The organism is Pigmentiphaga sp. CHJ604 (assembly GCF_036972535.1).
Lineage (GTDB): Bacteria > Pseudomonadota > Gammaproteobacteria > Burkholderiales > Burkholderiaceae_B > Pigmentiphaga > Pigmentiphaga daeguensis.
Genome location: NZ_CP136998.1, coordinates 1,132,275 through 1,155,772, shown reverse-complemented (window position 1 = coordinate 1,155,772; position 23,498 = coordinate 1,132,275). Strand labels below are relative to the sequence as shown.

Here is a 23,498-nt window from a genome sequence, read left to right as displayed (position 1 = left end):
TCGAGGTTCCGCGCCGCCCGCGGGGCGGCGCGGACGGCCTCACGAAGAGCCGGCCTTGCCCTGGATCTCGATGACGACCCGGCGGTTCGGCGCCAGGCAGGCGATCAGCTCGCTGCGGTTGCGCTGGTCGCACTGCACCACCGGCTCGCGCGAGCCCCGGCCGTCCGAACTGATCAGGTTGGACGGCACGCCGGAATTGACCAGGTAGGCCACCACCGTGGCGGCCCGCTGCCGGGACAGCCTGTCGTTGTAGCTGGCGCTGCCCAGCCGGTCGGCATGGCCGATCACCCGTACCCGTTCGACGTCCACGCTGCGCAGTTCCTTGCCGATCTCGTCCAGGCGGCGGCGCCCTTCGGGCGAGATGCTGGCCAGATCGGACCGGTCGAAGGCGAACAGCGCGTCGGCGCCCAGCGTGATCTGCCTGGGGGGCGGCTTGACCGGCGCGGGCGCGGGCGGAGGCGGCGGAGGCGGCGGAGCGGCCACCGGGCGCGGGAACACGAAGTCCGCGCACTCGCGCCGGTTCCAATTGCCGGCCTCGGTCTGCATGTCCTTGTTGAAGCGCAACTGGTACTGGCAGGTGATGAACTCGTTGCCGTTGCCGGTACGGAAATTGAAGATGTAGTTCCAGGTGCGCACGCCGAACACGCCCTCGCTGAAGTGCGGCGGGCCGAGCAGGTCGTAGACCTGGGGCTTGGTCATGCCCGGGATCATCTGCCTGAGATTGTCCAGGTTGACGAAGGTGCCTTCCTTGAGCGAGGCGGACTCGCGGGCCGGAAACTCCACCGCGGGCGGGCTGGCCCCGTTCGCCGCGGCCGGCGCGGACGGCGACGCCGGGGCCTTCGAACTGCGGAACATCGAGCAGCCGCTCATCACGGCCACCGAAGCCACGCATGCGGTCAGCAGCGCGAGGCGCCTGCCGGCCAGGCCGGCGCGGCGGGCATGGGGGTTGTTTTCTTGCATCCTGGCCTCCGATGATTCGTTCATGCGCGCTACCACTGGTAACCCGCGCCGATGACGGCACCCACCTTGCCCTGGGAATTGACGTTGCCGGCGATCTTGTAGACCCAGCGGCCATTCTCCGAGATGGTGGACAGCCCCACGGCGATGGCGGACTGGCCGAGATAATGGCTGGCGGCCGCCGAGGCCATGCTGCGCCCCGGGGTATACGCCTGGGGCAGGCCCGCCACCGCCATGGCCGAGGCCGCGCCGGCATTGGCGTTGCGCTCGACCCTGCGCAGGTCGTCGCGCACGCTGCTGATGCTGCTCGTGAAGTCCGACGTGGCGCTGCGCAACTGCCGCAGGTTGACGGCGTCCGTGTCGGCGGTGCCGTCGCCCACGTTGGCGATCTGCCGCTCCTGGCCCGCCGCGCCCACCGACACCACGTTGGGCCGGTCCGCCACCGAGTTCGTGCCCAGGGCGACGCTGTTGGCGCCGCTGGCCTGCGCGCCGGTGCCCAGCGCCATGCTGTTGGCCACCGTGGCCTGGGCGTTGTTGCCCAGCGCGACGGTATTGCTTTGCGTGGCGTTGGCCTGGTTGCCGATCGCCACCGAGTTGGTGGCCGCCGCGCCCGTCTGCGCGCCATTGCCCATGGCCATGCTGCCGCTGCCCTCGGCCTTGGCGCCGGTACCGAAGGCGGAGGCATTGGCTCCCGAGGCAAGGGCGGAGTTGCCCACCACCGTCGAATTGACCCCAAGCGCCTGGGCGGAGTTGCCGACCGCGGTCGAGTTCTCGCCCTTGGCGATCGACGCGTTGCCCAGCGCCGTCGCCGCGGCGCCCTCGGCCATCGCGCCGGCACCGCCGGCCACCGAGTCCTTGCCCGTGGGCTTGGGTTTGGCGCGGGCAAGCGAGTTCTCGATCTGGAACATGCCGTCCTTGCCTTCCTGGATGTTGGTGATGTCTCCCGACACCTCCTTCAACTGGGCGTAGTTGACGGCATCCGTGTCCTGCGTGCCGCGCGCGACATTGGTGATCTGGCGTTCCTTGCCGGCGGCGCCTACCGATACGGTGTTGTCGCGATCGGCGACCGAGCCGGCGCCGAGCGCCACGCTGTTCTTGGCCGACGCATCGGCATTGGCGCCGATCGCGGTCGAGCTCTCGCCCGTCGCCTTGGATCCGGTCCCCATGGCCGTCGAGTTCGCGCCGCTGGCCGTCGCGCCCGAGCCCATCGCCGTCGCCTGGGCGCCCGTGGCGGTCGCTCCGGAGCCCACCGCCGTCGAGGCCGTGCCCGAAGCGGCGGACGCCCCGCCGACGGCCACGCTGTTGTCGGCGGAAGTCGTGGCGCCATTGCCCATCGCGACGCTGTTGGCACCGCCCGACACGGCTGCCGGACCGGCTGCGACACTGTTGGTGCCGGTGGCCTGCGCCCCGGCCAGCGTGGAATTGGCCTTGAAGTACTTGGTGTCCGAATCGATGTCGTTGATGCGCTTGTACAGGCTGAGGTTGCTCATGATGTTGGTCTCATCCTGAGTCCAGCCCCACAGCTGCGAACCATTGATCGCGTCCGTGCTGGAGGACGTCACCGCGCCCCGGCCCACGTTCGAGATCACCGTCGACGTACCCCCGGCGTTCAGGGTGATCTTCGACTTGGTGTCGTCGTCGTACTTCACCGCCAGCTTGTCCATTTCGCCGATGCGGCCGTCCACGGCCTTCAGCTGCGCGATGTTGGCGGCATCGGTATCGGCGCTGCCCGCCGACACGTTGGTGATGCGGCGCGTCGCACCGGCGCTGCCCACCGACACTTCGCCCGCCGACGACTGGCGCGCGGTCAGCGCATACGCGACGTAGTCGCTCTGCGCGCCCACGGTCGTGGTCGAGCCCGCGCCCAGGGCCACGCTGTTGGCCATGCTGGCATTGGCACCGTTGCCCAGCGCCACGGCGTTGGCGGCCGACGCCACCGACGCGCCCCCCGCCGCCACGCTGTCCGTGCCGGTGGCCGAGGCCGCCGCCAGGGTCGAATTGGCCTTGAAGTACTTGGTGCCGTTGTTGTCGATGTTGGTGACGCGGTTGTCCACGTTGGTGACGTTGGTGTTGGTCTCGTTCAACTGCGAGCCGTTCACCGCGTCGGTGCTGGTGGCGCTGACTTCGCCGGCCTTGACGTTGGTCACCACCGTTCCCGTGCCGCCGGCGTTCAGGGTGATCCTGGTCTTGGTGTCGTCGTCGTACTTCACCGCCAGCATGTCCACTTCGCCGATGCGGCCGTCCACGGCCTTCAACTGGGCGACGTTGGCGGCGTCGGAATCGGCGCTGCCCGCCGACACGTTGGTGATGCGGCGCGTCGCACCGGCGCTGCCCACCGACACTTCACCCGCCGACGACTGGCGCGCGGTCAGCGCATACGCGGCGTAGTCGCTCTGCGCGCCCACGGCCGTGGTCGAACCCGCGCCCAGGGCCACGCTGTTGGCCATGCTGGCGTTGGCGCCGTTGCCCAGCGCCACGGCGTTGGCCGCAGAAGCCACCGACGCGCCGCCCGCCGACACGCTGTCCGTGCCGGTGGCCGAGGCCGCCGCCAGGGTCGAATTGGCCTTGAAATACTTGGTGCCGTTGTTGTCGATGTTGGTGACGCGGTTGTCCACGTTGGTGACGTTGGTGTTGGTCTCGTGCAGTTGCGAACCGTTCACCGCGTCGGTGCTGGTGGCACTGACATCGCCGGCCTTGACGTTGGTCACCAGGGTGCCGCCGGCGCCGCCCAGCGTCGCCTTGGTCTTGGTGTCGTCGTCGTATTTCATCGCCAGCTTGTCCACCTCGCTGATGCGGCCGTCGACAGCCTTCAACTGGGCGACGTTGGTGGCATCGGTGTCGGCGCTGCCCGCCGACACGTTGGTGATGCGGCGCGTCGCGCCGGCGCTGCCCACCGACACTTCACCCGCCGACGACTGGCGCGCGGTCAGCGCGAAAGCCGCGTAGTCGCTCTGCGCGCCCACCGTGGTGGTCGAGCCCGCGCCCAGCGCGATGCTGTTGGCCATGCTGGCATTGGCGCCGTTGCCCAGCGCCACGGCGTTGGCGGCCGACGCCACCGACGCGCCGCCCGCCGCCACGCTGTCCGTGCCAGTGGCCGAGGCCGCCGCCAGGGTCGAGTTGGCCTTGAAGTACTTGGTGCCGCCGTTATCGATGTTGGTGACGCGGTTGTCCACGTTGGTGACGTTGGTGTTGGTCTCGTTCAACTGCGAGCCGTTCACCGCGTCGGTGCTGGTGGCGCTGACTTCGCCGGCCTTGACGTTGGTCACCACCGTGCCGCCCGCTCCGGCCAGCGTCACCTTGCCACGCGTGGCATCGTCGTACTTGACCGAATTGGCGTCGATGCCGTCGATCTGGTCGGCCACCGCCTTGAGCTGGCGCACGTTGACGGCATCGGTATCCGCCGTGCCGCCCGCGACGTTGATGATCTGGCGCTCGTTGCCCGCGGAGCCCACGGACACCGCGCCGCGCACCGGCACCGCGACGTTCGAGAACACTTCCCTGCCGCCGCCCTCGCGGTCGGAAACGGACTGGAAGCCCAGCGCGACGCCGCCCGCCACGGTCGACGATGCGCTGGCACCGACGATGGTCTGGCCATTGGCATTGCCGTAGGTGCTGTCGCCGATCAGGACCGAGTGGCCCTTGCGCGCCGCGTAGTTGGTGTCGGGCACGCCCGGCATGTTGGGATCGGTGAAGATCGTCCCGGCATCCTCGTTGGGCAGGATGTGCTTGGCGTTGGTGCCGATCACGACTTCCTGCGAACCGTTGGCCGAAGCGCCGTCGCCGATCAGCACCTGGTTGTTCTGCGCCGCGGGAATGTCCCAGCAGGTGGCGCCGGCCAGGCCCAGGACGTTCAGGCAGTTGTTCCTGTCCACCCAGGACGGCGGCTGCGTGCCCGGCAGCAGCAGACCGTTGTTGTAGGTCAGGCCGGAATTGATGTTGGTGATGTAGTTGCCCGAGGTCACGCCGCCCAGCAGCGTGAGCTTCTGCTCCGGCAGCGGGCCCCCCAGCGTGCCTTGCAGCGTACCCGTCACCGGTGCCAGGTCCAGGATGGGGATGCCCAGCACGTTGACCACGCTGAAGCGCGCGTTGATGTTTTCGCGGTTCACGCTCAGCGCGCCGGAACGCATCCACGCTTCCTTCTGGCCGAACAGGCTCATCGTCAATGGCTGCAGGCCCTGCCCGACACCACCCAGCAGGCCGGCCGTGCCGATCACCAGGCCGGTGGGCGCGGGCGGATTGAGCGGCGGCGGCTCCGAGCCCGACGAGGCGGCGACCGCCATGGTCTGGCGGTTGGAACTGCTGGGGAAGAGCGACCCTCCCGTGGGCAGGATACCCAGCGTGCCGTTGCCGCTCAGCGGCGACATGGGCGAGGCGGGCACGCTGTTGGATAACGTGGCGACCGATCCCAGCGACGCCGCCGAAGCGACCGCGTCATCGGCGGGCACGGCGGCATTCCGGCTCTTGTCCACCGGCGCGGAAGCCAGCACCTCGGCGAGCTTGGCGGGAACCGACTCGACCGCCTTGCCGGCCTTGCCCGGCAGCGCCGAGCCGACCTTCTTCGTCACCGCGGCCGGCGCGGCGGCGATGGCCTGGACCGCGGCGGGAACCGGGGTGGCGGCCAGCACCTCGCCGACCACGGGCAGCGACGGCACGGCCTCGGCGATGGGTACCTGCTGCAATGCCGGGGCAGGCGGCAGGATGGGCGCGCCGATGCCGGCCAGGGCCGCCGCCGTCTGCGAGACGCCCTGCTGCACGGCCGACGCCACGGGGGCGACGCTGGGCGCCGCATTGGTCGTGGCCTGAAGCAATTGGCTCATCACGCCCACCGCGGCGCCATCGGTCAGCCGCGCGTTCGACAGGCCGGGCACGCCATGCATGCCGTCGGCCGCCGCCGGCGCCGCCCATGCCCCGGCCATCAGCGCCACGGCAAGCGCGCCGGCCTTGCTGGCGCCACCCTTACCCCTGGCACGCGCGGTTTCGGCAACCGCCACCCAACATCCGAGCCGCTGGCTCCACACGGTGCGATAGGTCTTGTTCAATTTCAGCCCCCACGGATAGGTATCCCAACAGAGCCGCGATCCGCCGGATGGCGAATCGACCACTGCTGGAAAACACGTTTGCGGGAGCTTCGAGCAAAAGCTATGCCATCGGCCTGGACGCCTCGCGGCGCAAGCCCGCGCGAACTCCGGAACGAGGGCGCACGATGCGGCGAAAACGTTGAAAACAAACGGGATATCGGCAAACCGAAGATGTTCCTCCGGTGCGATAGTCACACCGATTCCCGGGCCCGCCGCGGGGCGGCGGAGCCAAAACGTTACGTACCATACGCAGGGGCGTTACGTAACGCGCGGGGGACGGGAACGCCCCGCGACGGCCTCGCGCGCCACCTCGATGAAGGCCGCCGCCGCGGCCGAGGGCGAGCGGAAGCGATCGCGGATCAAGGCGATTTCCGAGCGGACCACGGGGTCGCGCAACGGCCTGGCCACCGAGTTGCCGTCGCCGGGGACCAGCGCGCCGTAAGGCGGCATGATGGCGGCCCCGAACCCGGCCTCGACCAGGCTGATGACCGTGCTCAACTGGACGACCTCGACGGCGATCCGGGGCTGCAGGTCCAGGCGAGCGAAGCAGCCGTCCAGGAATTGCCGGAAGGAATTCTCCGGGGTCAGCGCCACCAGCGGCGTCTCCGCCAGATCCGTCCATTTCAGCTGGCGGCGGCGCGCCAGCGGATGGACGCGGGGCAGCAGCGCCACCAGCGGCCCTTCCAGCAGGGGCTCGGTCAGGTATTCGTCGCGATCGGCCGGCAGCATGCCTATGCCCAGGTCGATGTCGGCCGAGGCGATGCCCGCGGGAATGGCCTCGGAAGGAATGTCGCGCAGGGTCAGCGCGATGTGGGGATAAGCGCTGCGGAACCGGGCGGCGATGCCCACCAGCAGGCGCGACATCAATAGCGGGGGCGCGGCCACCGTCACGTGGCCGTGCTGGCGCGAGGCCAGCCCCTTGACGTTGCCGACGGCGGCGGAGAGATCGGCCAGCAGGCGCGCCGCCGGCCCGCGGAACTCGCGCCCGGCGTCGGTCAGGCTGACCTGGCGCGTACTGCGGTCGAACAGGCGGCACTCCAGGCTCTGTTCCAGTTCACGGATCAGGATGCTTAGGCCCGACTGGGAAATATGGATGCGCTGGGCCGCCTTGCTGAAGTTGCCTTCGTTGCACACCGCGACGAAGGCCTCGAGTTGGCGCAGGGAAATCGACATCGTGCGGGCCCGCCGGCAAAGTATTGGAAATCACTATGAATCTATATGAATATTTCAATTTTTACAATTAGTCGACTCTGCTAGATTTGCCGGAACGCTTACCGCAGGAGCCCGCCGGCCGTGTCCCCCACCCTCGTCCTTCACCGAGGCAGGATCATCACCTGCGACGACCGCGGCGACGTCGCCTCGGCCGTCGCGATCCGCGGCCGGCACATCGCCGCCGTAGGCCGTGATGACGACATGCTCGCCCTGGCCGGCCCCGAGACCCGGGTCGTGGACCTGGGCGGCAAGGCGGTGCTGCCAGGGTTGACCGATGGCCACGCTCACATGGACCGCGAGGGCCTGCGGCGCCACCTGCCCAGCCTGGCCGGCGCGCGCACGCGGGACGACGTCCTGGACATCATCGCCGACGAAGCCGCCAAGGCCCCGCCGGGTACCTGGATCGTGACCCAGCCCATCGGCCAGCCTCCCGAATATCCCGAACCCGACGACGCGCTGGCGAACGGCCCCTACCCCACGCGCCACGACCTGGACCGGGTCAGCCCCGATCATCCCGTCTACATCCGGCCCATCTGGGGGTACTGGCGCAACCGCGCGCCCCTGGTCTCGGTGGCCAACAGCCGCGCCCTGGCGCTGGCCGGCGTGACGCCCGCCACGGTCTCGCCCTCGCCCGACGTCGACATCGAACGCGACGACGCCGGGCGCCCCACCGGCCGGTTCGTCGAGCGCACGCTGGTGCCCATCGTCGAACATACCCTGATGCGCGCCGCCCCCGGCTTCACCGCCGAGCAGCGCGCCAGCGGACTGCGGCACGCGATGGCCGAATACAACCGCTACGGCACCACCGCCGTATTCGAAGGCCACGGCGTGGCCGGCGAAGTCATCGACGCCTACGAAACGGTCCGCGGCCAGGGCGCATCGACCGTGCGGTCCACCCTGGTCCTGAGCCCCTATTGGGGACCTCGTGGCGGCGGGCAGGCGCTGGAGCTGCTGCGCGAATGGCGCACCTGGCTGGCTCGCCGCGGGCGGGGCGACGACATGCTGCGCGTGCAGGGTCTGTACGCCGAGATCGACAAGGATCCGCTGAACAACATGCTGCGGGCCGGCAATCATCCCTGCACCGGCTGGGCCGGCTTCCAGGCGGGAGCGGCGCTGGATGCCGGCGCGCTGGCGCCGCTGCTGGCCGAGGCCGCGCGGGCCGGCATCCGCGTGGCGGGCATCTGGCCCGACCTGCTGCCCCTGTTCGAACAGGCTCACCGCCAGCACCCCATCGACGACCAGCGCTGGGTGCTCGGCCACCAGCCGGTGGTCGACGCCGACACCCTGGCCCGCATACGCGATCTGGGTCTGGTGCTGACCACGCATACCAACCGCCATATCTACAAGGACGGCGACCTGTGGATGCAGCGCCGCGGCGCCGCCGGCCAGGACGACATCGTGCCGCTGCGCCGGCTGCGCGATGCCGGCGTCGCGGTGGCGTTCGGCAGCGACAACCTGCCGGTTTCGCTGTTCGGCCCCATCTGGCACGCGGTCGCGCGCCGCAGCCGCGGCGGCGCATCCGTTGCCCCCGGCCAGGCGCTGGGCCGGCAAGAGGCACTGGACGTCGCCACGCGGGGCGGCGCCTACCTGACATTGGACGAAGACGTCCGAGGTTCGATCGAACCCGGCAAGCTGGCCGACCTGGCGGTATTGAACGCCGATCCGCTGACCTGTGCCGAGGACGATATCCCTACGCTGCATTCCCTGTTGACGGTGGTCGACGGCCACATCGTCGCCCCCACCCCCTGAAGGAGATTCCCATGACATCCGTCCCGTTCCCGGCCCGCCGGCTGGCGGTCGCCAGCCTCGCCGCGGCCTGCGTCCTCGCCTCGACCGCCGCCGTCGCGGCCGATGCCTGGCCCTCGCGCCCCATCCGCGTGGTGGTTCCCTACGCGCCCGGCAACACCGGCGACATCACGCTGCGCTTCGTCCAGTTGCAACTGGAGAAGCAGTTCGGCGTGCGCATCCTGATCGACAACAAGAGCGGCGCTTCCGGCAACATCGGCGCCGACGAGGTGGTGCGCGCCACTCCCGACGGCTACACCTTCCTGCTGGGGGCGACCAACAACTTCGTCACCAACCAGTACCTGTTCAAGGGCATGCGCTTCGATCCGACCAAGGACCTGGTGCCGGTGTCCCTGCTGAGCAACGGCCCTTCCGTGCTGGTGGTCAACGGTTCGTCCGACATCCGCACCCTGTCCGACCTGACCGCCGAAGCAAAGAAGAATCCCGGCAAGCTGAACTTCGGATCACCCGGCAACGGCACCCCGCCCCACCTCGCGGCCGAGCTGTATAGCCAGCTCGCCAACGTGCAATTGACCCACGTTCCCTACCGGGGCTCGCCGCCCGCGGTCCAGGCTCTGCTGGCGGGCGAGATCCAGCTGTATGTGACTGCGCTCAGCTCGGTGGCCGGCCATGTGACCAGCGGCAGGCTGCGCGCCATCGCCGTGGCCGATGGCGAACGCCTGCCCATCCTGCCGTCGGTGCCGACCACGGCCGAGCAAGGCCTGCCGGGACTGGTCACGGGCAACTGGTGGGGGCTGGCCGCGCCGGTGGGCACCGACCCGCAGATCATCGACAAATTCTCGCGCGCGCTGCGCGAGGTATTGAAGGATCCCGCCATCCGCAAGCAGTACACCGACATCGGCGTCACGCCCATAGGCAGCACGCCGGCGGAATTCGCCGCGCGCATCAAGCAGGAGGCGCAGGCGTGGAAGGCCGTGATCGAGAAGGCCAACATCCAGCCCGAATGAGGCGGTTTCCGGCGAGGCGCCTCAGAATTCCGTGTGCAGGCGCACGCCGAACACCTTGGCCGGGCCGCGGTCGCGGTTGTAGCCGGGATGCCGGATGTACTGTGCATCGGCGGTGATCCATAGCCGCTTCAAGGGGCGCCAGCTGTAATAGGCCTCGGCGATCTGCTCGGTACCGTAGTTCAGCGTGCCGTCGCCGAGGAAGGCGCCGGCCCCGCCGCGACGCAGGTATTCGCGATGGGAGGCGCTGAGCGCGTTGATCGCGGCCGCCACGCCCGCGGTGTCGCCCGGCCGCCCCCACGCCGCGCCGTCGAACACCACGCCGCCCGAGACCGATCGATCGATCTCGGTGAAGGCGTAGGTTTCGGTCTTGCCGTCGGCCCAGTTCAGGCGGATGAAGGCGGTGGCGCGATCGGACAGGCCCTGCTCCAGGCTCACCCCCATGCCGAGCTTGGCCCGCTCCTTGCGCACCGCCGCCAGGTCGGGCGTTCCGCCCCGCGCGGCCGCCAGCGCATCGCCGTAGCTTCCCATGTTCGCCTTGTTGCGGAAGGCCAGCACGCGCAGCGTACCGGGCCGGTCCAGCACCGCATACGACTTCTCGAATTCGACCTGGTCCCCGTAGTGGCGTCCCAGCCGCCGGTCCAGCGGCAGGCCGTTGGACTCCCTGGGCTGCATGAACCGGCCGGCGCGCACCGCCCAGCCCTCGTCGATGTATTCCAGCACCGCCCCCCAGGTGTAGCCCCGGGCGTCCGCGGCATAGTCGTAGCTGCCATGCGCCATGAAGGCCCAATTCATGAACTGCGTGCGCGGGTCGTGACTGACCGACACCGCGTCGAACACATCCAGCACCGAGATATTGCCCGCCGTCAGCACGATGCGCCGCTTGTCGACGAAGCCCGCGAGCTGGTTCATGTCCGCGTCGACCGCCTCGCGTCCGCCGCCCAGCCCCCAGGTCTGCCGCAGGAAGGCGCGGGCCCGGTAGAAGGTCATGTCGGAACCCGCGGTCTTGGCCAGCTCGCCGTTGGGCAGGCCACCCAGGCCATGCAGGCCGGAGAACGCGATGCCTTGCGAGCCTTCGCCGTTGAAATGGACCTCGGCCCCTTCCCACAGCCTGGCGCCCAGGTCCACGGTGGCCGTCAGCGAATAACTCGTTGCACGCGATCCCGACAGCGAGTTCTCCCCCTGGTACGGGGATGCGAACGAGGGCTTGCGCTGCCATACATAGGTCGACTGGGCATGGATGGCGAAGGCCTCCGCCTGGACCGGCGACGACTCCTGGGCCATGGCCGGCGTGGCCAGGAAAACGGTCAGCAGGAACCCACACGCCCGCAGCCGGCGGAACACGACCATCATTCTTCTTGTACTCGCGACGCGATCACCCAACGTACAATTATGCCGGCCCTGCGTGACACAGCGGTGACGCGGGGCGCCGAACAACGAGGAGACACCACCCCATGACCCCACCGCCGGCCGACCGTCAGCGCCAACGCCTGATCATCGCCATCACCGGAGCCAGCGGCTCCATCTACGGCCTGCGCCTGCTCGAAGCGCTGCGCGAACTGCCCGATTGGGAAAGCCACCTGGTCGTCTCCGAAGCCGGCGTGCTCAACACCATGCATGAACACGGGCTCGGCCGCAAGGACCTGGCCTCGCTGGCCGACGTGGTCTACCACCCCGGCGACGTCGGCGCCGCCATCGCGAGCGGCTCGTTCCTGACCGCCGGCATGGTCATCGCCCCCACCTCGATGAAGACCCTCGCGGCCGTGGCCCACGCCTACGCCGACAACCTGATCACCCGCGCCGCCGACGTCGTCCTGAAAGAACGCCGCCGCCTGGTCCTCCTGACCCGCGAGGCCCCCCTGAACCTCGCCCACCTGCGCAACATGGTCGCCGTCACCGAAATGGGCGGCGTCGTCTTCCCCCCCGTCCCCGCCTTCTACTCAGGCGCCCAGAGCGTCGACGACATCGTCAACCACACCGTGCTGCGCACCCTGGACCTCTTCGGCATCCACTCCGACCGCCTCAAACGCTGGAAAGGTTTAGGCGGCCGCTAGAAGCCCCCCTACGGCCTTCGGGCGCCCCCTCAAGGGGGCGGCGCTGGCGGACCGGCAAAGCCGGATCCGCGGCGCCCAGGATCAAAGCCAGCATGCGGTGCTCCGCACCGAGAACGACGACACAGACCACGACACGGTGGATCCGGCTCCGCCGGTCCACCGCCGTCGGCCCCCCGGGGGGCGCGCGTCAGCGCGTAGGGGGGATCTCAATACGGCAAGCCGACGTAGTTTTCCGCCAAGGCGGTCGAGGCGGCTTGTGAGCCGACCAGGTAGCCCAGCTCGGCATGCTGGATCTTCTGGCCAAAGTCGCCGTTCTCCGGGAACTTGTGCATCAGCGAGGTCATCCACCAGGAGAAGCGGACGGCCTTCCAGACCCGGTCCAGGCACCGTTCGGAATAGGTCTCGATGCCCTGCTGGTCGCCGCCGTAGTGGCGGATGATGGCATCGGACAGGTAGCGTACGTCCGAGACCGCCAGGTTCAGCCCCTTGGCGCCGGTGGGCGGAACGATATGGGCCGCGTCGCCGGCCAGGAACAGCCGGCCGAAGCGCATGGGTTCGGCCACGAAGCTGCGCAGCGGCGCGATGCTTTTCTCGATGGACGGGCCGGTCACCAGCGAGTCGGCCGCCTTCGCATCCAGCCGGCTGCGCAGTTCGTCCCAGAACCGTTCGTCGGACCAGTTCTCGACCTTGTCGTCCAGCGAACACTGCACGTAGTAGCGGCTGCGCGTGTGCGAGCGCATGCTGCACAGCGCGAAGCCGCGCTCGTGGTTCGAGTAGATGAGCTCGTCCGACACCGGCGGCGTCTCGGACAGAATGCCCAGCCAGCCGAAGGGATAGATCTTCTCGTAGGTCTTGATGGCGGAGGCCGGCACGCTGGCGCGGCTCACGCCGTGGAAGCCGTCGCAGCCGGCGATGAAGTCGCACTCCACCACGTGCTCGACGCCGTCCTTGCGATACGTGACCTTGGGCCGGTCGGTGCCGAAGTCGTGCACACGGACCTGCTCGGCCTCGTAGACCGACGCGTAGCCGGCCGCCTGGCGCGCGTCCATGAGATCGTGGGTGACCTCGGTCTGCCCGTAGACCATGACGCTCTTGCCGCCCGACAACGTCTTCAGGTCGATGCGGTGGCGCTGGCCGTCGAAGCACAGCTCGATGCCGTCGTGCACCAGGCCCTGCTCGTGCATGCGGCGGCCGGCGCCGATCTCGTCCAGCAGGTCGACCGTGCCCTGCTCCAGGACGCCCGCGCGGATGCGGCCCAGTACGTATTCCTTGCTGCGCTGCTCGATGATGAGCGTCTCGATGCCCGCCCGGGAAAGGATCTGCCCGAGGAAGAGCCCGGCCGGACCGGACCCGATGATTGCGACTTGGACCCTCATGGCGTGTCTCCTGCATGTGTTCTGACTTCCAGGCATCTTAAGAGCCGGGTCGGCGGCGCGCGATAGATTATGGAGACATCTTCATGGATAATCCGAACATCTTGCGTGCCAGGAACCATGGCCATGAAAAGCATCGTCCCCACCTATGCCCTGTATGGGGAACACGGCAAGAACCTCGTCCCGGAAAGCCTTCACTGCGAATCCATCCCGCAACGCAGCCGCCTTTACGACTGGGAGATCAAGCTGCACCGCCATGACCTGTTCGTGCAAATTCTGTACATACGGTCAGGTACCGCCGACATCCAGTTCGACGATCGCCGCTTCACCGTCCACGGCCCGTGCGCCCTGTTCGTTCCCGCCCTGCACGCGCATGGCTTCCGCTTTTCCGAGGACATAGACGGCGCGGTCATCACCATCGTCACGCAGCAGATGGAAAGCCTGCTGGCTCGCCACGCGGAGCTCCTTCCTCATTTCCAGGCACCACGCCACGTCCCGTTCGAGCCCGGGGAAGCGGCCTACGCGCCCTTCGCCCAATCGATCGAGCTGCTGCTGGCCGAATACGACGAAGCCCACGCCTGGAGACTGGCCCTGCTCGAATCGCTGCTGGGCACCGTGCTGGTCCTGCTGGCGCGCAAGGCCGCCACGCTGGCCGGCCCCCGGCCGGGCCGGCGCAGCTCGCGCGGCGTCATGCACCTGCACCGCTTCAAGACCCTGCTGAACCGGAGCTTCCGCGAGCAGCGCGACATCGCCTATTACGCCGAGCGCCTGGGCATCACCCCCACGCAGTTGAACCGGATCTGCCGCGACGAGCTCGGCCTGTCGGCCCTGGGCGTCATCAACGACCGCCTGCTGACCGAGGCGCGCCGCGACCTCGCCTATTCGTCGCTGAGCGTGAAGGAAATCGCCCTCACGCTGGGCTTTTCCGACCCTGGCTATTTCTCGCGCTTCTTCACCAAGCACACAGGCGCATCGCCCAGCGACTTCCGCACCATGGTGCGCGACCAGCTCGACCGCAACCGTGCCGCGCCTCCCCCGGGGGCTTGACCGTCTTCGGCTTTCGCCATTACTTTCAGGAACTTGTAAGCTTGCCGCCCGCGCCGCGCCGCCGGGCGTGCCGCTTGCTGCGCCGGACGATCACGCATCCCTGCCCTGCACCGAGGACCCTCCCGTCATGAGCAACGCGTTCCCCGCATCGACCCCGCATGCGTCCAACCCGGATGCCGCCGCCAGGCCCCCCACTCGCCCGCTCCTCGGTACGCTGGACATCATGGCGCTGGTCGTGGGCATCGTCATCGGGGCCGGCATCTTCAGCGCGCCGTCGCTGGTGGCGATGCACGCGGGCTCCCCGGCCGCGATGATGATGGCCTGGATCGTCGGCGGCATGATCTCCGTCGCCGGCGCGCTGTGCTACGCGGAACTGGCCAGCACCTACCCGCATGCCGGCGGCGACTACCACTATCTGCGGCGCGCCTTCGGTGCCCGGCTGTCCTTCCTGTTCGCGTGGGCCCGCCTGACCGTCATCCCCACCGGCTCGATCGCCCTGCTCGGCTACATCTTCGGCGACTATGCCACGCAGATCGCCAATCTCGGACCGGCTTCGCCCGCCATCTACGCCGCCGCGATCATCGTCGTGCTGACGCTGGTGAACGTGGCGGGACTGAGCACCGGCAAGTGGACGCAGAACCTGCTGACGGCCCTGGAAGTCGGCGGCGTCGTGCTGATCATCGCCGTGGGCCTGCTGTTCGCGCCCGAGACAGCGCCGGCCGCGCCGGCTGCCCCCGCCTCGGGCGTCGCCAACTGGGGCCTGGTCCTGATCTTCGTGATGCTGACCTACGGCGGATGGAACGAGGCCGCCTACATCTCGGCCGAGGCCTCGGGCCCTGGGCGGACCCTGCCGCGGGCGCTGTTCTGGAGCCTGGCGCTGATCACGCTGCTGTACCTGCTGGTCAACCTGGCCTACCTGAACGTGCTGGGCCAGGATGGCATGGGGGCCTCGTCGGCCGTCGCCGCCGACATGATGCGGCGGGCGCTGGGCGAACCGGGCGCGCAACTGATCGCGCTGCTGATCGCGATCTCGGCGCTGACCTCCGCCAACGCCACCATCCTGACCGCCGCGCGCACCACCTACGCCTTCGGCCAGGACACCCCGGCCTTCTCGATGCTGGCCAAATGGCATCCGCAGTGGAACACACCGGTCAACGCCTTGTGGGTCCAGGCGGCCATCTCGCTGGCGCTGGTCGCGCTGGGGGCCTTCACCCGCAGCGGCTTCGCCACCATGGTCGAATACACCGCGCCGGTGTTCTGGCTGTTCTTCGTGCTGAGCGGCGTGGCGCTGCTCGTGCTGCGGCGCAAGGACCCCGGCGCCCATCGCCCCTTCCGCGTGCCGCTCTATCCGCTGACGCCGCTGCTGTTCATCGCCACCAGCGGCTACCTGTTCTATGCCAGCCTGCGCCATACCGGCGTCGGCGCCCTGGTGGGCGTGGCCGTGCTGGGCGTGGGCGCCCTGCTGATGCTGGCCCAGCCCCGCGGCCGCACGCCGTCCGCATCCTGACCCGCCACTTCTCCGGGAGCCTTCCAGCCATGAAACGCCGCCAGTTCTGCCTGACCACCCTGGCCGCCGCCGCGGCCGCGCCCGCCTGGGCCCAATCCTTCGGCACCGCCAAGCCCCTGCCCCGCACGCCCGACGTGATCTTCGTGCCCACGCCCCAGACGGTGGTGGACGCCATGCTGCAGGTGGCCAAGGTCGGCCCCGACGACATCCTGTACGACCTGGGATCGGGCGACGGCCGCATCCCGATCACCGCGGCCAAGCGCTTCGGCACGCGCGGCGTGGGCATAGACCTGGACCCCCAGCGCATCAGCGAGGCCAACGCCAACGCGCGCAGCCAGCAGGTGACCGACAAGGTCCGATTCATCCAGGGCGACCTGTTCGAACAAGACCTGAGCCCGGCCACCGTCATCACGCTCTACCTGCTGCCCAATCTCAACCTCAAGCTGCGACCCACCCTGCTCGCGCTCAAGCCCGGCACGCGCATCGTCTCGCACGCGTTCGACATGGGCGACTGGGAACCGGAGCAGACCCTGACGGTAGACAGCAAGCGGATCTACTTCTGGACCGTGCCGGCTCGCTAGGCTGAATCGACATTCATGGCATCCATGATGGCTAAGGGCCAACCGCGCCAACTCCGGGAAGTCCCGGCAAAGCCGGGACCGGCTACGCTGCGCCTGCGCGCCCGCCCGGCCCCGGCGCCCCGGACAAGACCGGATAAAGAAAATGAATGTCGAGTCAGCCTAGGTTGGCGGCGGGTCAGAACCTCTCTACCCGCTCCAGGATCTCCTGGCCATAGGCCTCGAGCTTGCGCGCCCCCACCCCGCTGATCGCCCCCAGTTCGGTCAGCGACGCAGGCCGCGCCAGGGCGATTTCCCGCAGCGTCGCATCATGGAAGATGACGTAGGCCGGCACGCCATGGCTGCGCGCCACTTCGCCCCGCCAGGTGCGCAGCGCGGTGAACAGCGCCTCGGCCTCTGGCGGCAGGGTAACGGCGGAACGGGCCCGCGAGCTTTCGCGCGCACGGGCCGGCTTGGCGGGCTCGCGCCGCAGCATCAGCGTGCGCTCGCCCTTGAGCACGCTGCGGCTACCCTCGGTCAGGGCCAGCGTGCCGAAGGCCTCGTGGTCCACCGTCAGCAGGCTTTGCGCGATCAACTGGCGCAGCACGTTGCGCCAGTCCTTCTCGCTCAGGTCCGCGCCTATGCCGAACACGCTGAGTTCGTCGTGCCGGTGCTGCTCGACCTTTTCGTTGCGCTTGCCGCGCAGGATGTCGATCACGTGCCCGGCGCCGAAACGCTGGCCGCGTTCTTTCCATAGCCGGTAGACCGCCGACAGGATCTTCTGCGCCGCCTCGGTGCCGTCCCAGGCCTGGGGCGGTTCCAGGCAGGTATCGCAATTGCCGCAGGCCTGCGAGGCCTGGCCGAAATACTGCAACAGCCGCACGCGCCGGCATTCGACGGTCTCGCACAGCCCCAGCATCGCTTCCAGCATGGACGCCGAGCGGCGCTTGTAGGCCTCGTCGCCGGTCGACTCGTCGATCATGCGGCGCTGCTGCACCACGTCCTGCAAGCCATAGGCCATCCAGGCCGTGGCCGGCAGGCCGTCGCGTCCGGCCCGCCCGGTTTCCTGGTAGTAGCCTTCCACCGACTTGGGCAGGTCCAGGTGGGCGACGAAACGCACGTCGGGCTTGTCGATGCCCATGCCGAAGGCAATGGTGGCCACCATGACCACGCCGTCCTCGCGCAGGAAGCGCGCCTGGTTGGCCGCCCGCGTGGCGGCGTCCAGGCCGGCGTGGTAGGGCATGGCATCGATGCCCTGGGCCCGCAGCGCCTCGGCGGTTTCCTCGACCTTGGCGCGCGACAGGCAATAGACGATGCCGGAATCGCCCGCGTGCTCCTGCTTCAGGAAATCGAGCAACTGGCGGCGCGGATCGTTCTTTTCGACGATGCGGTAGCGGATGTTGGGACGGTCGAAACTGGAGACGAAATGCTGCGCGTCCTCGAGCCCCAGCCGCTGGGCGATCTCGACCCGCGTCGCCTGGGTGGCGGTGGCCGTGAGGGCGATGCGGGGCACGTCGGGCCAGCGCTCGTGCAGCGCGGACAGGCCCAGGTATTCGGGCCTGAAGTCATGCCCCCATTGCGACACGCAGTGCGCTTCGTCGATCGCGAACAGGGCGATGCGGCCGCGCTCGAGCAGGGCCAGGCAGCGATCGGTCAACAGGCGCTCGGGCGCCACGTACAGCAGGTCGAGCTCGCCGGCCACGAACGCGCGCTCGACCTCGCGCACACGCGCGAAGTCCTGGGTGGAGTTCAGGAAGGCCGCCCGCACGCCCAGTTCGGTCAAGGCATCGACCTGGTCCTGCATCAGCGCGATCAGGGGCGAGACGACCACGCCGGTTCCGCTGCGCACCAGTGCCGGTACCTGATAGCACAGGGACTTGCCCGCGCCGGTCGGCATCAGCACCAGCGCATCGCCGCCGCCGATCACGTGGTCGACGATCTCCTGCTGTGGTCCGCGGAACTGGTCGTAGCCGAAAACCCGGTTCAGGACCTCCAGCGCGCTGCCGTCAGCCATGCGCCGCGGCCTTGTCGTGCAACAGGTCCAGTCCCTGGCGCAGGTCGGCGATCAGGTCGGTCGGATCCTCCAGGCCGATGTGCAGCCGCACGGCGGGCCCCTCGGGCTGCCACCTGGTGGCCGTGCGATAGGCCGCGGCATGCACGACCGTGATCAGGCTTTCGAAGCCGCCCCAGCTCGAACCGATGCCGAACAGTTTCAGGCCGTCGACGAAACGCGCCAGCGCGGCGTCGCCGACCGGCTTGAGCACCACCGAGAACAGGCCCGAGGCGCCCCGGTAGTCGCGCTTCCAGAGCGCATGGCCGGGATCGCTTTCCAGCGCCGGATACAGTACCCGGGACACTTCCGGCTGGGCCTCGAGCCAGCGTGCCACCTGCAGCGCGTTGCGCTCGTGCTGGCGCAGGCGCACGCCCAGCGTGCGCAGGCCGCGCAGGGCCTGGTAGCAATCGTCGGGACTGACGCTGTAGGCATAGTCGTACACCGTCTGGCGCACCGGCTTCCAATAGCGCTCGTTGGTGGCGACCACGCCTATCATCAGGTCGGAATGGCCGCCTATGTACTTGGTGCCCGCATGGATGGAGATGTCCACGCCCAGTTCGAACGGCGAGGCGAAATACGGCGTGACCCAGGTATTGTCGGCCAGCACCGGGATGTCGCGCGCATGGGCCGCCGCCGCGATGGCGGGGATGTCCTGCATTTCGAAGGTGAGCGAACCCGGGGACTCGCAGAACACCGCGCCGGTGTTGTCGCGCAACAAACCGGCGATGCCGGCGCCGATGAGCGGATCATAGTATTCGACATCGACCCCCAGGGGCACGAGCCTGCGGTCGCAGAAACCGCGTGCCGGCGAATACGCCGAATCGGCCACCAGCAGGTGCTGGCCCGGCTTGAGCACCGCCAGCAGGGCCACGACGATGGCCGACAGGCCGTTGGGCGTGGCCACCGCCTGGTGCGCGCCCTCGAGCCTGGCCACGGCCTCTTCGAAGGCGAAGGTCGTGGGCGTGCCGTGGCGGCCGTAGCTGACCGGCTTCTTCGTCAGGTCGCGCGGCGCCTCGTACGACTCGATCGTGGGATGGATGACGGTGGAAGTGCGGAAGACGGGCGTGTTGACCATGCCGGCATAGGCTTCGGGAGCGCGTCCGGCATGCGCCAACAGCGTATCGGGCTTGGGCATGGACATCTCTGGCAGGTTCGGGCGGGTCGCCGATCACAGGGGATTTTAGCGAAGTCGGCTGGATATCGAAGCCGAAGCGGCGCCAAGCCGGACAAGAAGGCCTCACTGGGCCGCCCGTGCGTCCCCCTGGGCCAGGCTGGCGGCGATCCGGTCGACGATTTCCTCGGGCGTGCGCTCGGCATCGACCACGATGCCCCGTCGGGGCACCTCCAGCGCCTGGAACTGGCTGCGCGCCAGGGCGGGATCGAAGAAATGCCCCCGGCGGCGAGCCAGCCGCCGCATGACCGTCTCGTAGGAAACGTCCAGGTGGACGAACACGACGTCCTCGCCGGGCCGGGCCAGCGCGTCGCGATAGCGCTGCCGCAGGGCGGAACAACTGAACACGTGGGTGCGGCCGCCGGCCAGGACGGTCTCGATGGCGGCGCGCATGGCTCGCAGCCATGGTTCCCGATCGGCGTCGCCCAGCGCCACCCCGCGCGACATCTTCTCGATGTTGGCCTCGGGATGGAACTCGTCCGCGTCCGAATAGCCGCAGCGCAGGCGGGCGGCCAGCAGCTTGCCTATGGTCGTCTTGCCGCTGCCCGATACTCCCATGATGATCACCACCATGACCGTCTCCCGTGGCGGCCGTCCGCAATATCGGCCGGAAAGCCCCTCTTCTCGCAAGAAACGTACCTCATTGCGCAAAAAAAACCGGCGCATCGCTGCGCCGGTTTTCCGGTCCGCCGTGATCAGCTCTTGGACGGAGCATCCTGACGGCGATGCTCGCGCATGCGGTCGCCCCGTTCCAGGCGCTGCTTGACCGCGTCGGTCACGACCTGCTTTTGCTTGCCGTCCAGCGAATCATAGGCGGCCAGCCAGGCGTCCCGGGCGGCATCCAGCTTGGGCTTGACGGCCGCGCGTTCGGCGTCGTGCCGGGCACTCAGCGCCCGCAGGTCCAGGGGACCGGCGGCGACCTGCGTGCGCAGGGCCTTGATGCCTTCCTCGCGCTGCGCCCGCATGGCCTGGCCGGCCTCGCGACTGGCGCTCTGCGCCGCATCCCACAGCTTCTGCTGCGAATCGGTCAGGTTCAGCCTGGACTTCAGGTGTCCCAGCATGGCCAGCGGCGACTGCTCCATGCCGCCCCGGAAGAAGTGATGTCCCTTGGCTCCATGGTGGCCCATGGGGCCCCGATGGCGTTCCGGCGCGGGCTTCTGTTCGGCCTGCGTGGTATTGTCGCCCGCGGCCTGGGCATGGGCGGCCTGCAGCACGCCTGCGCCCCCGGTAGCCAGGGCCAGCGACAGAGCGATCGTACGAAGGGCGTTCTTGGTCATTGCATTACTCCTTGTCGACACCGCATCGGACTGCGGCGGTGAGGGCATTCTTGTTCCAGACCCGTTTCGGACCGGTTGCGGGGCGGGGCCCATCTGTTTCAACCGATTTCAGGCAGCTTGCGGGTCCTGCCCCGCCACGCGAACATTCCCCCATGGAAAAATCCGCCATCAAACTGCTCGTGGTCGATGACGACCCGGCTCTGCGCCAGCTCCTGGCCGACTACCTGAACAAGCAGGGCTACGACACACTGCTGGCGCCGGACGCCACCGACCTGGAAGCGCGCATCACCCGCTACGCGCCCGCCCTGCTGGTGCTCGACCGCATGCTGCCGGGCGGCGACGGCGCGGAAGCCTGCCGCCGCCTGCGCGAACGCGGCGAGGACCTGCCCGTGATCCTGCTGACCGCGCGCGACGAGACGGTGGACCGCATCATCGGCCTGGAATCCGGCGCCGACGACTACCTGGGCAAGCCCTTCGATCCGCGCGAGCTGCTCGCCCGCATCGAGGCGGTGCTGCGGCGCAAGAGCGGCCCCTCGGCGCTGGTCAAGGACGCCCCGGTCTCGTTCGGCCCCTTCATCTTCGACGCCAAGGCCCGCACCCTGCATCGCGGAGCCGAGCAGGTACGCCTGACCGGCGGCGAATTCAACTTGCTGGAGGCCCTGCTGCGCAATGCGGGCAAGCCGCTTTCGCGCGAGAGGCTGCTGGCCCTGGCGCGCGACGACGAGGCCGGCGAGCGCAACGACCGCGCCATCGACATCGCCATCCTGCGCCTGCGCCGCGCCATCGAGGACGACCCCAAGCAGCCGAAATGGATCCAGACCGTCTGGGGCATCGGCTATCGGTTCTCTCCCCTGACCCCGAACGACGATCCGGCGCCGGCCTCGCCGTCCCTGCCATGAACGCACCCGCGCGCCGAGGCTGGGCGGGCCGCCTGGTGCCGCGCTCGCTGCGCGCGCGCCTCGTCCTGCTGATCCTGGGCGCGGTGCTGGTCGCGCAGGCCACGACCTTCCTGGCCATCGAGCACTACCGCCGCAACGTCCTCGAGAACGTCACCCCGGACCTCATGGCGACCACGATACGCACCCTGCGCGCGTCCATCGCGCAGATCGACGAGAGCGAGCGCGCCGCCTTCGTCGCGGCGGCCTCCCAGGGCGAGTGGCGGCTGGTCTCCCGCCCCATCCCGCCCCGGCCCCGGCCGGGCGAGCCCCCACGGCGGGAAGGCCGCCCGGCCCACCCCCGGTTCGAACCGCTGCCTGGGGGCCGCATGCCGCCCGACTACCGGTCCGGCGAATTCCGCTTCGGCCCCGAGCGCCGCGGCCCGCGCGAGGCCCCGCGCTGGGCCGACGACGACCCCCGCCACGCCATGCGGGGCCTGATCCAGCGCCTGAACGCCCAGTTGGCGGACGGCTCGCGGGTAGCGCTGTCCCGCGGCCCCGAACCCGCCCTGTTCATCTCCCTCACGCCCGGCCTGGGCAATGACGACGAACCGCTCATGCGGTCCTGGCTGGTCATCTCGCTCGAACGCATCAGCCCGCCCGTCAAGACGCCCCTGATCGTCATGTGGCTGGGCGGGGTCGGCGCGATCCTGCTGCTGGCCGCCTGGTTCTCCTGGCACATCACGCGCCCCATCACCTCGCTCGCCCATGCCGCCGATCGCCTCGCGGCCGGCAAGCCGGAGCGGGTGGAACCGGCCGGCCCGCACGAGACCCAGGTCCTGGGCGAACGCTTCAACGCCATGCTCGATGCGCTGAACGAGTCCGACAAGGTGCGCCGCACGCTGCTGGCCGGCCTGCCGCACGACCTCAAGGGCCCGCTGTCCAGGATGCGCCTGCGCACCGAGATGGTCGACGATCCGGCGCTCAAGGACGGCCTGCGGCAGGACGCCGAGGACATGCAGCACATCGTCGACCAGTTCATCGGCTTCGTGCGCGGCACCGACCGCGCCACCTACCATTTCACCCCCATCGACCTGGGCGACTGGCTGCGGGAACGGATCCACGCCTGGCAAGGCACCGGCAGCCAGATCGACTATCCGTCCCCCCCCACCGGCGAGATCGTGGTCAACGCCGACGCCGTCGCGCTGGCGCGGCTGGTCGACAACCTGATCCAGAACGCCATGCAGCACGGCGCCCCGCCCCTGGAGATCACCCTGGAAGCCCGCTCCGGCGAGGCCCGCCTGGGCGTGCGCGACCATGGCCCGGGCATCAGCCCCGACCGCTACGAAGACGCCCTGCGCCCCTTCTCCCGCCTGGACCCCGCCCGCAGCCGCACCGGCAACGTCGGCCTGGGCCTCGCCCTGGTCGACGCCATCGCCCGCGCCCACGGCGGCCGGATCGTCCTGGAAACCCCGGCAGGCGGCGGCCTGCGGGTCATCGCGGCCATCCCCCTCCCCCCCTGACCCCACCCCGCCAGCCGGACCTCCCTCAGGCACTGCGGATCCGCTCCGCCGGTCCGCCAGTGCC

Annotated in this window: 17 protein-coding genes; 8 read left to right on the top strand and 9 right to left on the bottom strand. The window is 69.3% G+C overall.

The features are described from left to right. Positions 1 to 39 precede the first annotated feature (39 nt). From R4823_RS05610 to R4823_RS05600, 3 genes are all read right to left on the bottom strand, one after another. Positions 40 to 984, bottom strand: a complete 945-nt coding sequence (locus R4823_RS05610) for an OmpA family protein (protein ID WP_087837157.1) — start codon at positions 982 to 984, stop codon at positions 40 to 42. Positions 985 to 989: 5 nt separating this feature from the next. Then, a complete protein-coding gene (locus R4823_RS05605; protein ID WP_338617841.1) occupies positions 990 to 5,996 on the bottom strand; it encodes a YadA-like family protein in 5,007 nt (1,668 codons plus the stop codon). A gap of 297 nt (positions 5,997 to 6,293) precedes the next feature. After that, the gene (locus R4823_RS05600) at positions 6,294 to 7,208 is read right to left on the bottom strand and encodes a LysR substrate-binding domain-containing protein (protein ID WP_087837159.1); all 915 of its coding nucleotides are present in this window, start codon (positions 7,206 to 7,208) and stop codon (positions 6,294 to 6,296) included. A gap of 120 nt (positions 7,209 to 7,328) precedes the next feature. Between R4823_RS05600 and R4823_RS05595 the strand changes: the two genes are divergently transcribed. Together R4823_RS05595 and R4823_RS05590 are read left to right on the top strand one after the other, a co-directional pair. Continuing rightward, the gene (locus R4823_RS05595; protein WP_087837160.1) at positions 7,329 to 8,996 is read left to right on the top strand and encodes an amidohydrolase family protein; all 1,668 of its coding nucleotides are present in this window, start codon (positions 7,329 to 7,331) and stop codon (positions 8,994 to 8,996) included. 11 nt (positions 8,997 to 9,007) lie between these two features. After that, positions 9,008 to 10,000 (top strand): tripartite tricarboxylate transporter substrate binding protein, encoded by a 993-nt coding sequence (locus R4823_RS05590; RefSeq protein ID WP_132978925.1) that lies wholly within the window; start codon positions 9,008 to 9,010, stop codon positions 9,998 to 10,000. A gap of 21 nt (positions 10,001 to 10,021) precedes the next feature. Here the strand turns inward: R4823_RS05590 and R4823_RS05585 are convergent, their stop codons facing one another. Beyond that, positions 10,022 to 11,347 carry a carbohydrate porin gene (locus R4823_RS05585; RefSeq protein ID WP_243724391.1) on the bottom strand — a complete coding sequence of 442 codons (1,326 nt, stop codon included), beginning with the start codon at positions 11,345 to 11,347 and terminating at the stop codon, positions 10,022 to 10,024. Positions 11,348 to 11,451: 104 nt separating this feature from the next. On the opposite strand from R4823_RS05585, the gene R4823_RS05580 reads away from it, so the two are divergent. Then, positions 11,452 to 12,051 carry a UbiX family flavin prenyltransferase gene (locus tag R4823_RS05580; protein ID WP_087837162.1) on the top strand — a complete coding sequence of 200 codons (600 nt, stop codon included), beginning with the start codon at positions 11,452 to 11,454 and terminating at the stop codon, positions 12,049 to 12,051. A 206-nt stretch (positions 12,052 to 12,257) separates the two neighbouring features. On the opposite strand, the gene pobA is transcribed toward R4823_RS05580, so the two are convergent. After that, the gene (gene pobA / locus R4823_RS05575; protein WP_087837163.1) at positions 12,258 to 13,427 is read right to left on the bottom strand and encodes a 4-hydroxybenzoate 3-monooxygenase; all 1,170 of its coding nucleotides are present in this window, start codon (positions 13,425 to 13,427) and stop codon (positions 12,258 to 12,260) included. Between the two features lie 123 nt (positions 13,428 to 13,550). Here pobA and R4823_RS05570 point away from each other — a divergent pair, with 123 nt between their 5' ends. From R4823_RS05570 to R4823_RS05560, 3 genes are all read left to right on the top strand, one after another. Beyond that, positions 13,551 to 14,471: a helix-turn-helix domain-containing protein gene (locus tag R4823_RS05570; RefSeq protein ID WP_176400650.1), complete on the top strand. Its 921-nt coding sequence runs from the start codon at positions 13,551 to 13,553 to the stop codon at positions 14,469 to 14,471. A 127-nt stretch (positions 14,472 to 14,598) separates the two neighbouring features. Beyond that, positions 14,599 to 15,978, top strand: coding sequence for an amino acid permease (locus R4823_RS05565; RefSeq protein ID WP_338617837.1), 1,380 nt, complete (start codon positions 14,599 to 14,601; stop codon positions 15,976 to 15,978). Positions 15,979 to 16,007: 29 nt separating this feature from the next. After that, positions 16,008 to 16,559: a class I SAM-dependent methyltransferase gene (locus tag R4823_RS05560; protein ID WP_087837166.1), complete on the top strand. Its 552-nt coding sequence runs from the start codon at positions 16,008 to 16,010 to the stop codon at positions 16,557 to 16,559. A 175-nt stretch (positions 16,560 to 16,734) separates the two neighbouring features. On the opposite strand, the gene recQ is transcribed toward R4823_RS05560, so the two are convergent. The 4 genes from recQ to R4823_RS05540 form a co-directional block, all read right to left on the bottom strand. Further along, positions 16,735 to 18,549, bottom strand: coding sequence for a DNA helicase RecQ (gene recQ / locus R4823_RS05555; RefSeq protein ID WP_132978929.1), 1,815 nt, complete (start codon positions 18,547 to 18,549; stop codon positions 16,735 to 16,737). After that, on the bottom strand, positions 18,542 to 19,723 hold the full coding sequence (metC, locus tag R4823_RS05550; RefSeq protein ID WP_338617835.1) for a cystathionine beta-lyase: 1,182 nt from the start codon (positions 19,721 to 19,723) through the stop codon (positions 18,542 to 18,544). The genes recQ and metC overlap by 8 nt, the downstream gene beginning before the upstream one ends. A 102-nt stretch (positions 19,724 to 19,825) precedes the next feature. Then, positions 19,826 to 20,332, bottom strand: coding sequence for a gluconokinase (locus R4823_RS05545; protein WP_338617833.1), 507 nt, complete (start codon positions 20,330 to 20,332; stop codon positions 19,826 to 19,828). 122 nt (positions 20,333 to 20,454) lie between these two features. Beyond that, on the bottom strand, positions 20,455 to 21,036 hold the full coding sequence (locus R4823_RS05540) for a Spy/CpxP family protein refolding chaperone (RefSeq protein ID WP_165963001.1): 582 nt from the start codon (positions 21,034 to 21,036) through the stop codon (positions 20,455 to 20,457). Positions 21,037 to 21,188: 152 nt separating this feature from the next. On the opposite strand from R4823_RS05540, the gene R4823_RS05535 reads away from it, so the two are divergent. Next, a complete protein-coding gene (locus R4823_RS05535) occupies positions 21,189 to 21,935 on the top strand; it encodes a response regulator (RefSeq protein WP_338617829.1) in 747 nt (248 codons plus the stop codon). Next, positions 21,932 to 23,434 carry an ATP-binding protein gene (locus tag R4823_RS05530; protein WP_087837172.1) on the top strand — a complete coding sequence of 501 codons (1,503 nt, stop codon included), beginning with the start codon at positions 21,932 to 21,934 and terminating at the stop codon, positions 23,432 to 23,434. The genes R4823_RS05535 and R4823_RS05530 overlap by 4 nt, the downstream gene beginning before the upstream one ends. Positions 23,435 to 23,498 lie beyond the last annotated feature (64 nt).

What these genes read in the sequence shown, in the direction of transcription:
- R4823_RS05530 (WP_087837172.1), top strand. Translation starts at nt 21,932, where the DNA reads ATGAACGCACCCGCGCGCCGAGGCTGGGCGGGCCGCCTGGTGCCGCGC.
- R4823_RS05570 (WP_176400650.1), top strand. Translation starts at nt 13,551, where the DNA reads ATGAAAAGCATCGTCCCCACCTATGCCCTGTATGGGGAACACGGCAAG.
- R4823_RS05535 (WP_338617829.1), top strand. Translation starts at nt 21,189, where the DNA reads ATGGAAAAATCCGCCATCAAACTGCTCGTGGTCGATGACGACCCGGCT.
- R4823_RS05560 (WP_087837166.1), top strand. Translation starts at nt 16,008, where the DNA reads ATGAAACGCCGCCAGTTCTGCCTGACCACCCTGGCCGCCGCCGCGGCC.
- R4823_RS05600 (WP_087837159.1), bottom strand. Translation starts at nt 7,208, where the DNA reads ATGTCGATTTCCCTGCGCCAACTCGAGGCCTTCGTCGCGGTGTGCAAC.
- pobA (WP_087837163.1), bottom strand. Translation starts at nt 13,427, where the DNA reads ATGAGGGTCCAAGTCGCAATCATCGGGTCCGGTCCGGCCGGGCTCTTC.
- R4823_RS05565 (WP_338617837.1), top strand. Translation starts at nt 14,599, where the DNA reads ATGAGCAACGCGTTCCCCGCATCGACCCCGCATGCGTCCAACCCGGAT.
- R4823_RS05540 (WP_165963001.1), bottom strand. Translation starts at nt 21,036, where the DNA reads ATGACCAAGAACGCCCTTCGTACGATCGCTCTGTCGCTGGCCCTGGCT.
- R4823_RS05580 (WP_087837162.1), top strand. Translation starts at nt 11,452, where the DNA reads ATGACCCCACCGCCGGCCGACCGTCAGCGCCAACGCCTGATCATCGCC.
- R4823_RS05585 (WP_243724391.1), bottom strand. Translation starts at nt 11,347, where the DNA reads ATGGTCGTGTTCCGCCGGCTGCGGGCGTGTGGGTTCCTGCTGACCGTT.
- R4823_RS05545 (WP_338617833.1), bottom strand. Translation starts at nt 20,332, where the DNA reads ATGGTGGTGATCATCATGGGAGTATCGGGCAGCGGCAAGACGACCATA.
- metC (WP_338617835.1), bottom strand. Translation starts at nt 19,723, where the DNA reads ATGCCCAAGCCCGATACGCTGTTGGCGCATGCCGGACGCGCTCCCGAA.
- R4823_RS05590 (WP_132978925.1), top strand. Translation starts at nt 9,008, where the DNA reads ATGACATCCGTCCCGTTCCCGGCCCGCCGGCTGGCGGTCGCCAGCCTC.
- recQ (WP_132978929.1), bottom strand. Translation starts at nt 18,549, where the DNA reads ATGGCTGACGGCAGCGCGCTGGAGGTCCTGAACCGGGTTTTCGGCTAC.
- R4823_RS05610 (WP_087837157.1), bottom strand. Translation starts at nt 984, where the DNA reads ATGAACGAATCATCGGAGGCCAGGATGCAAGAAAACAACCCCCATGCC.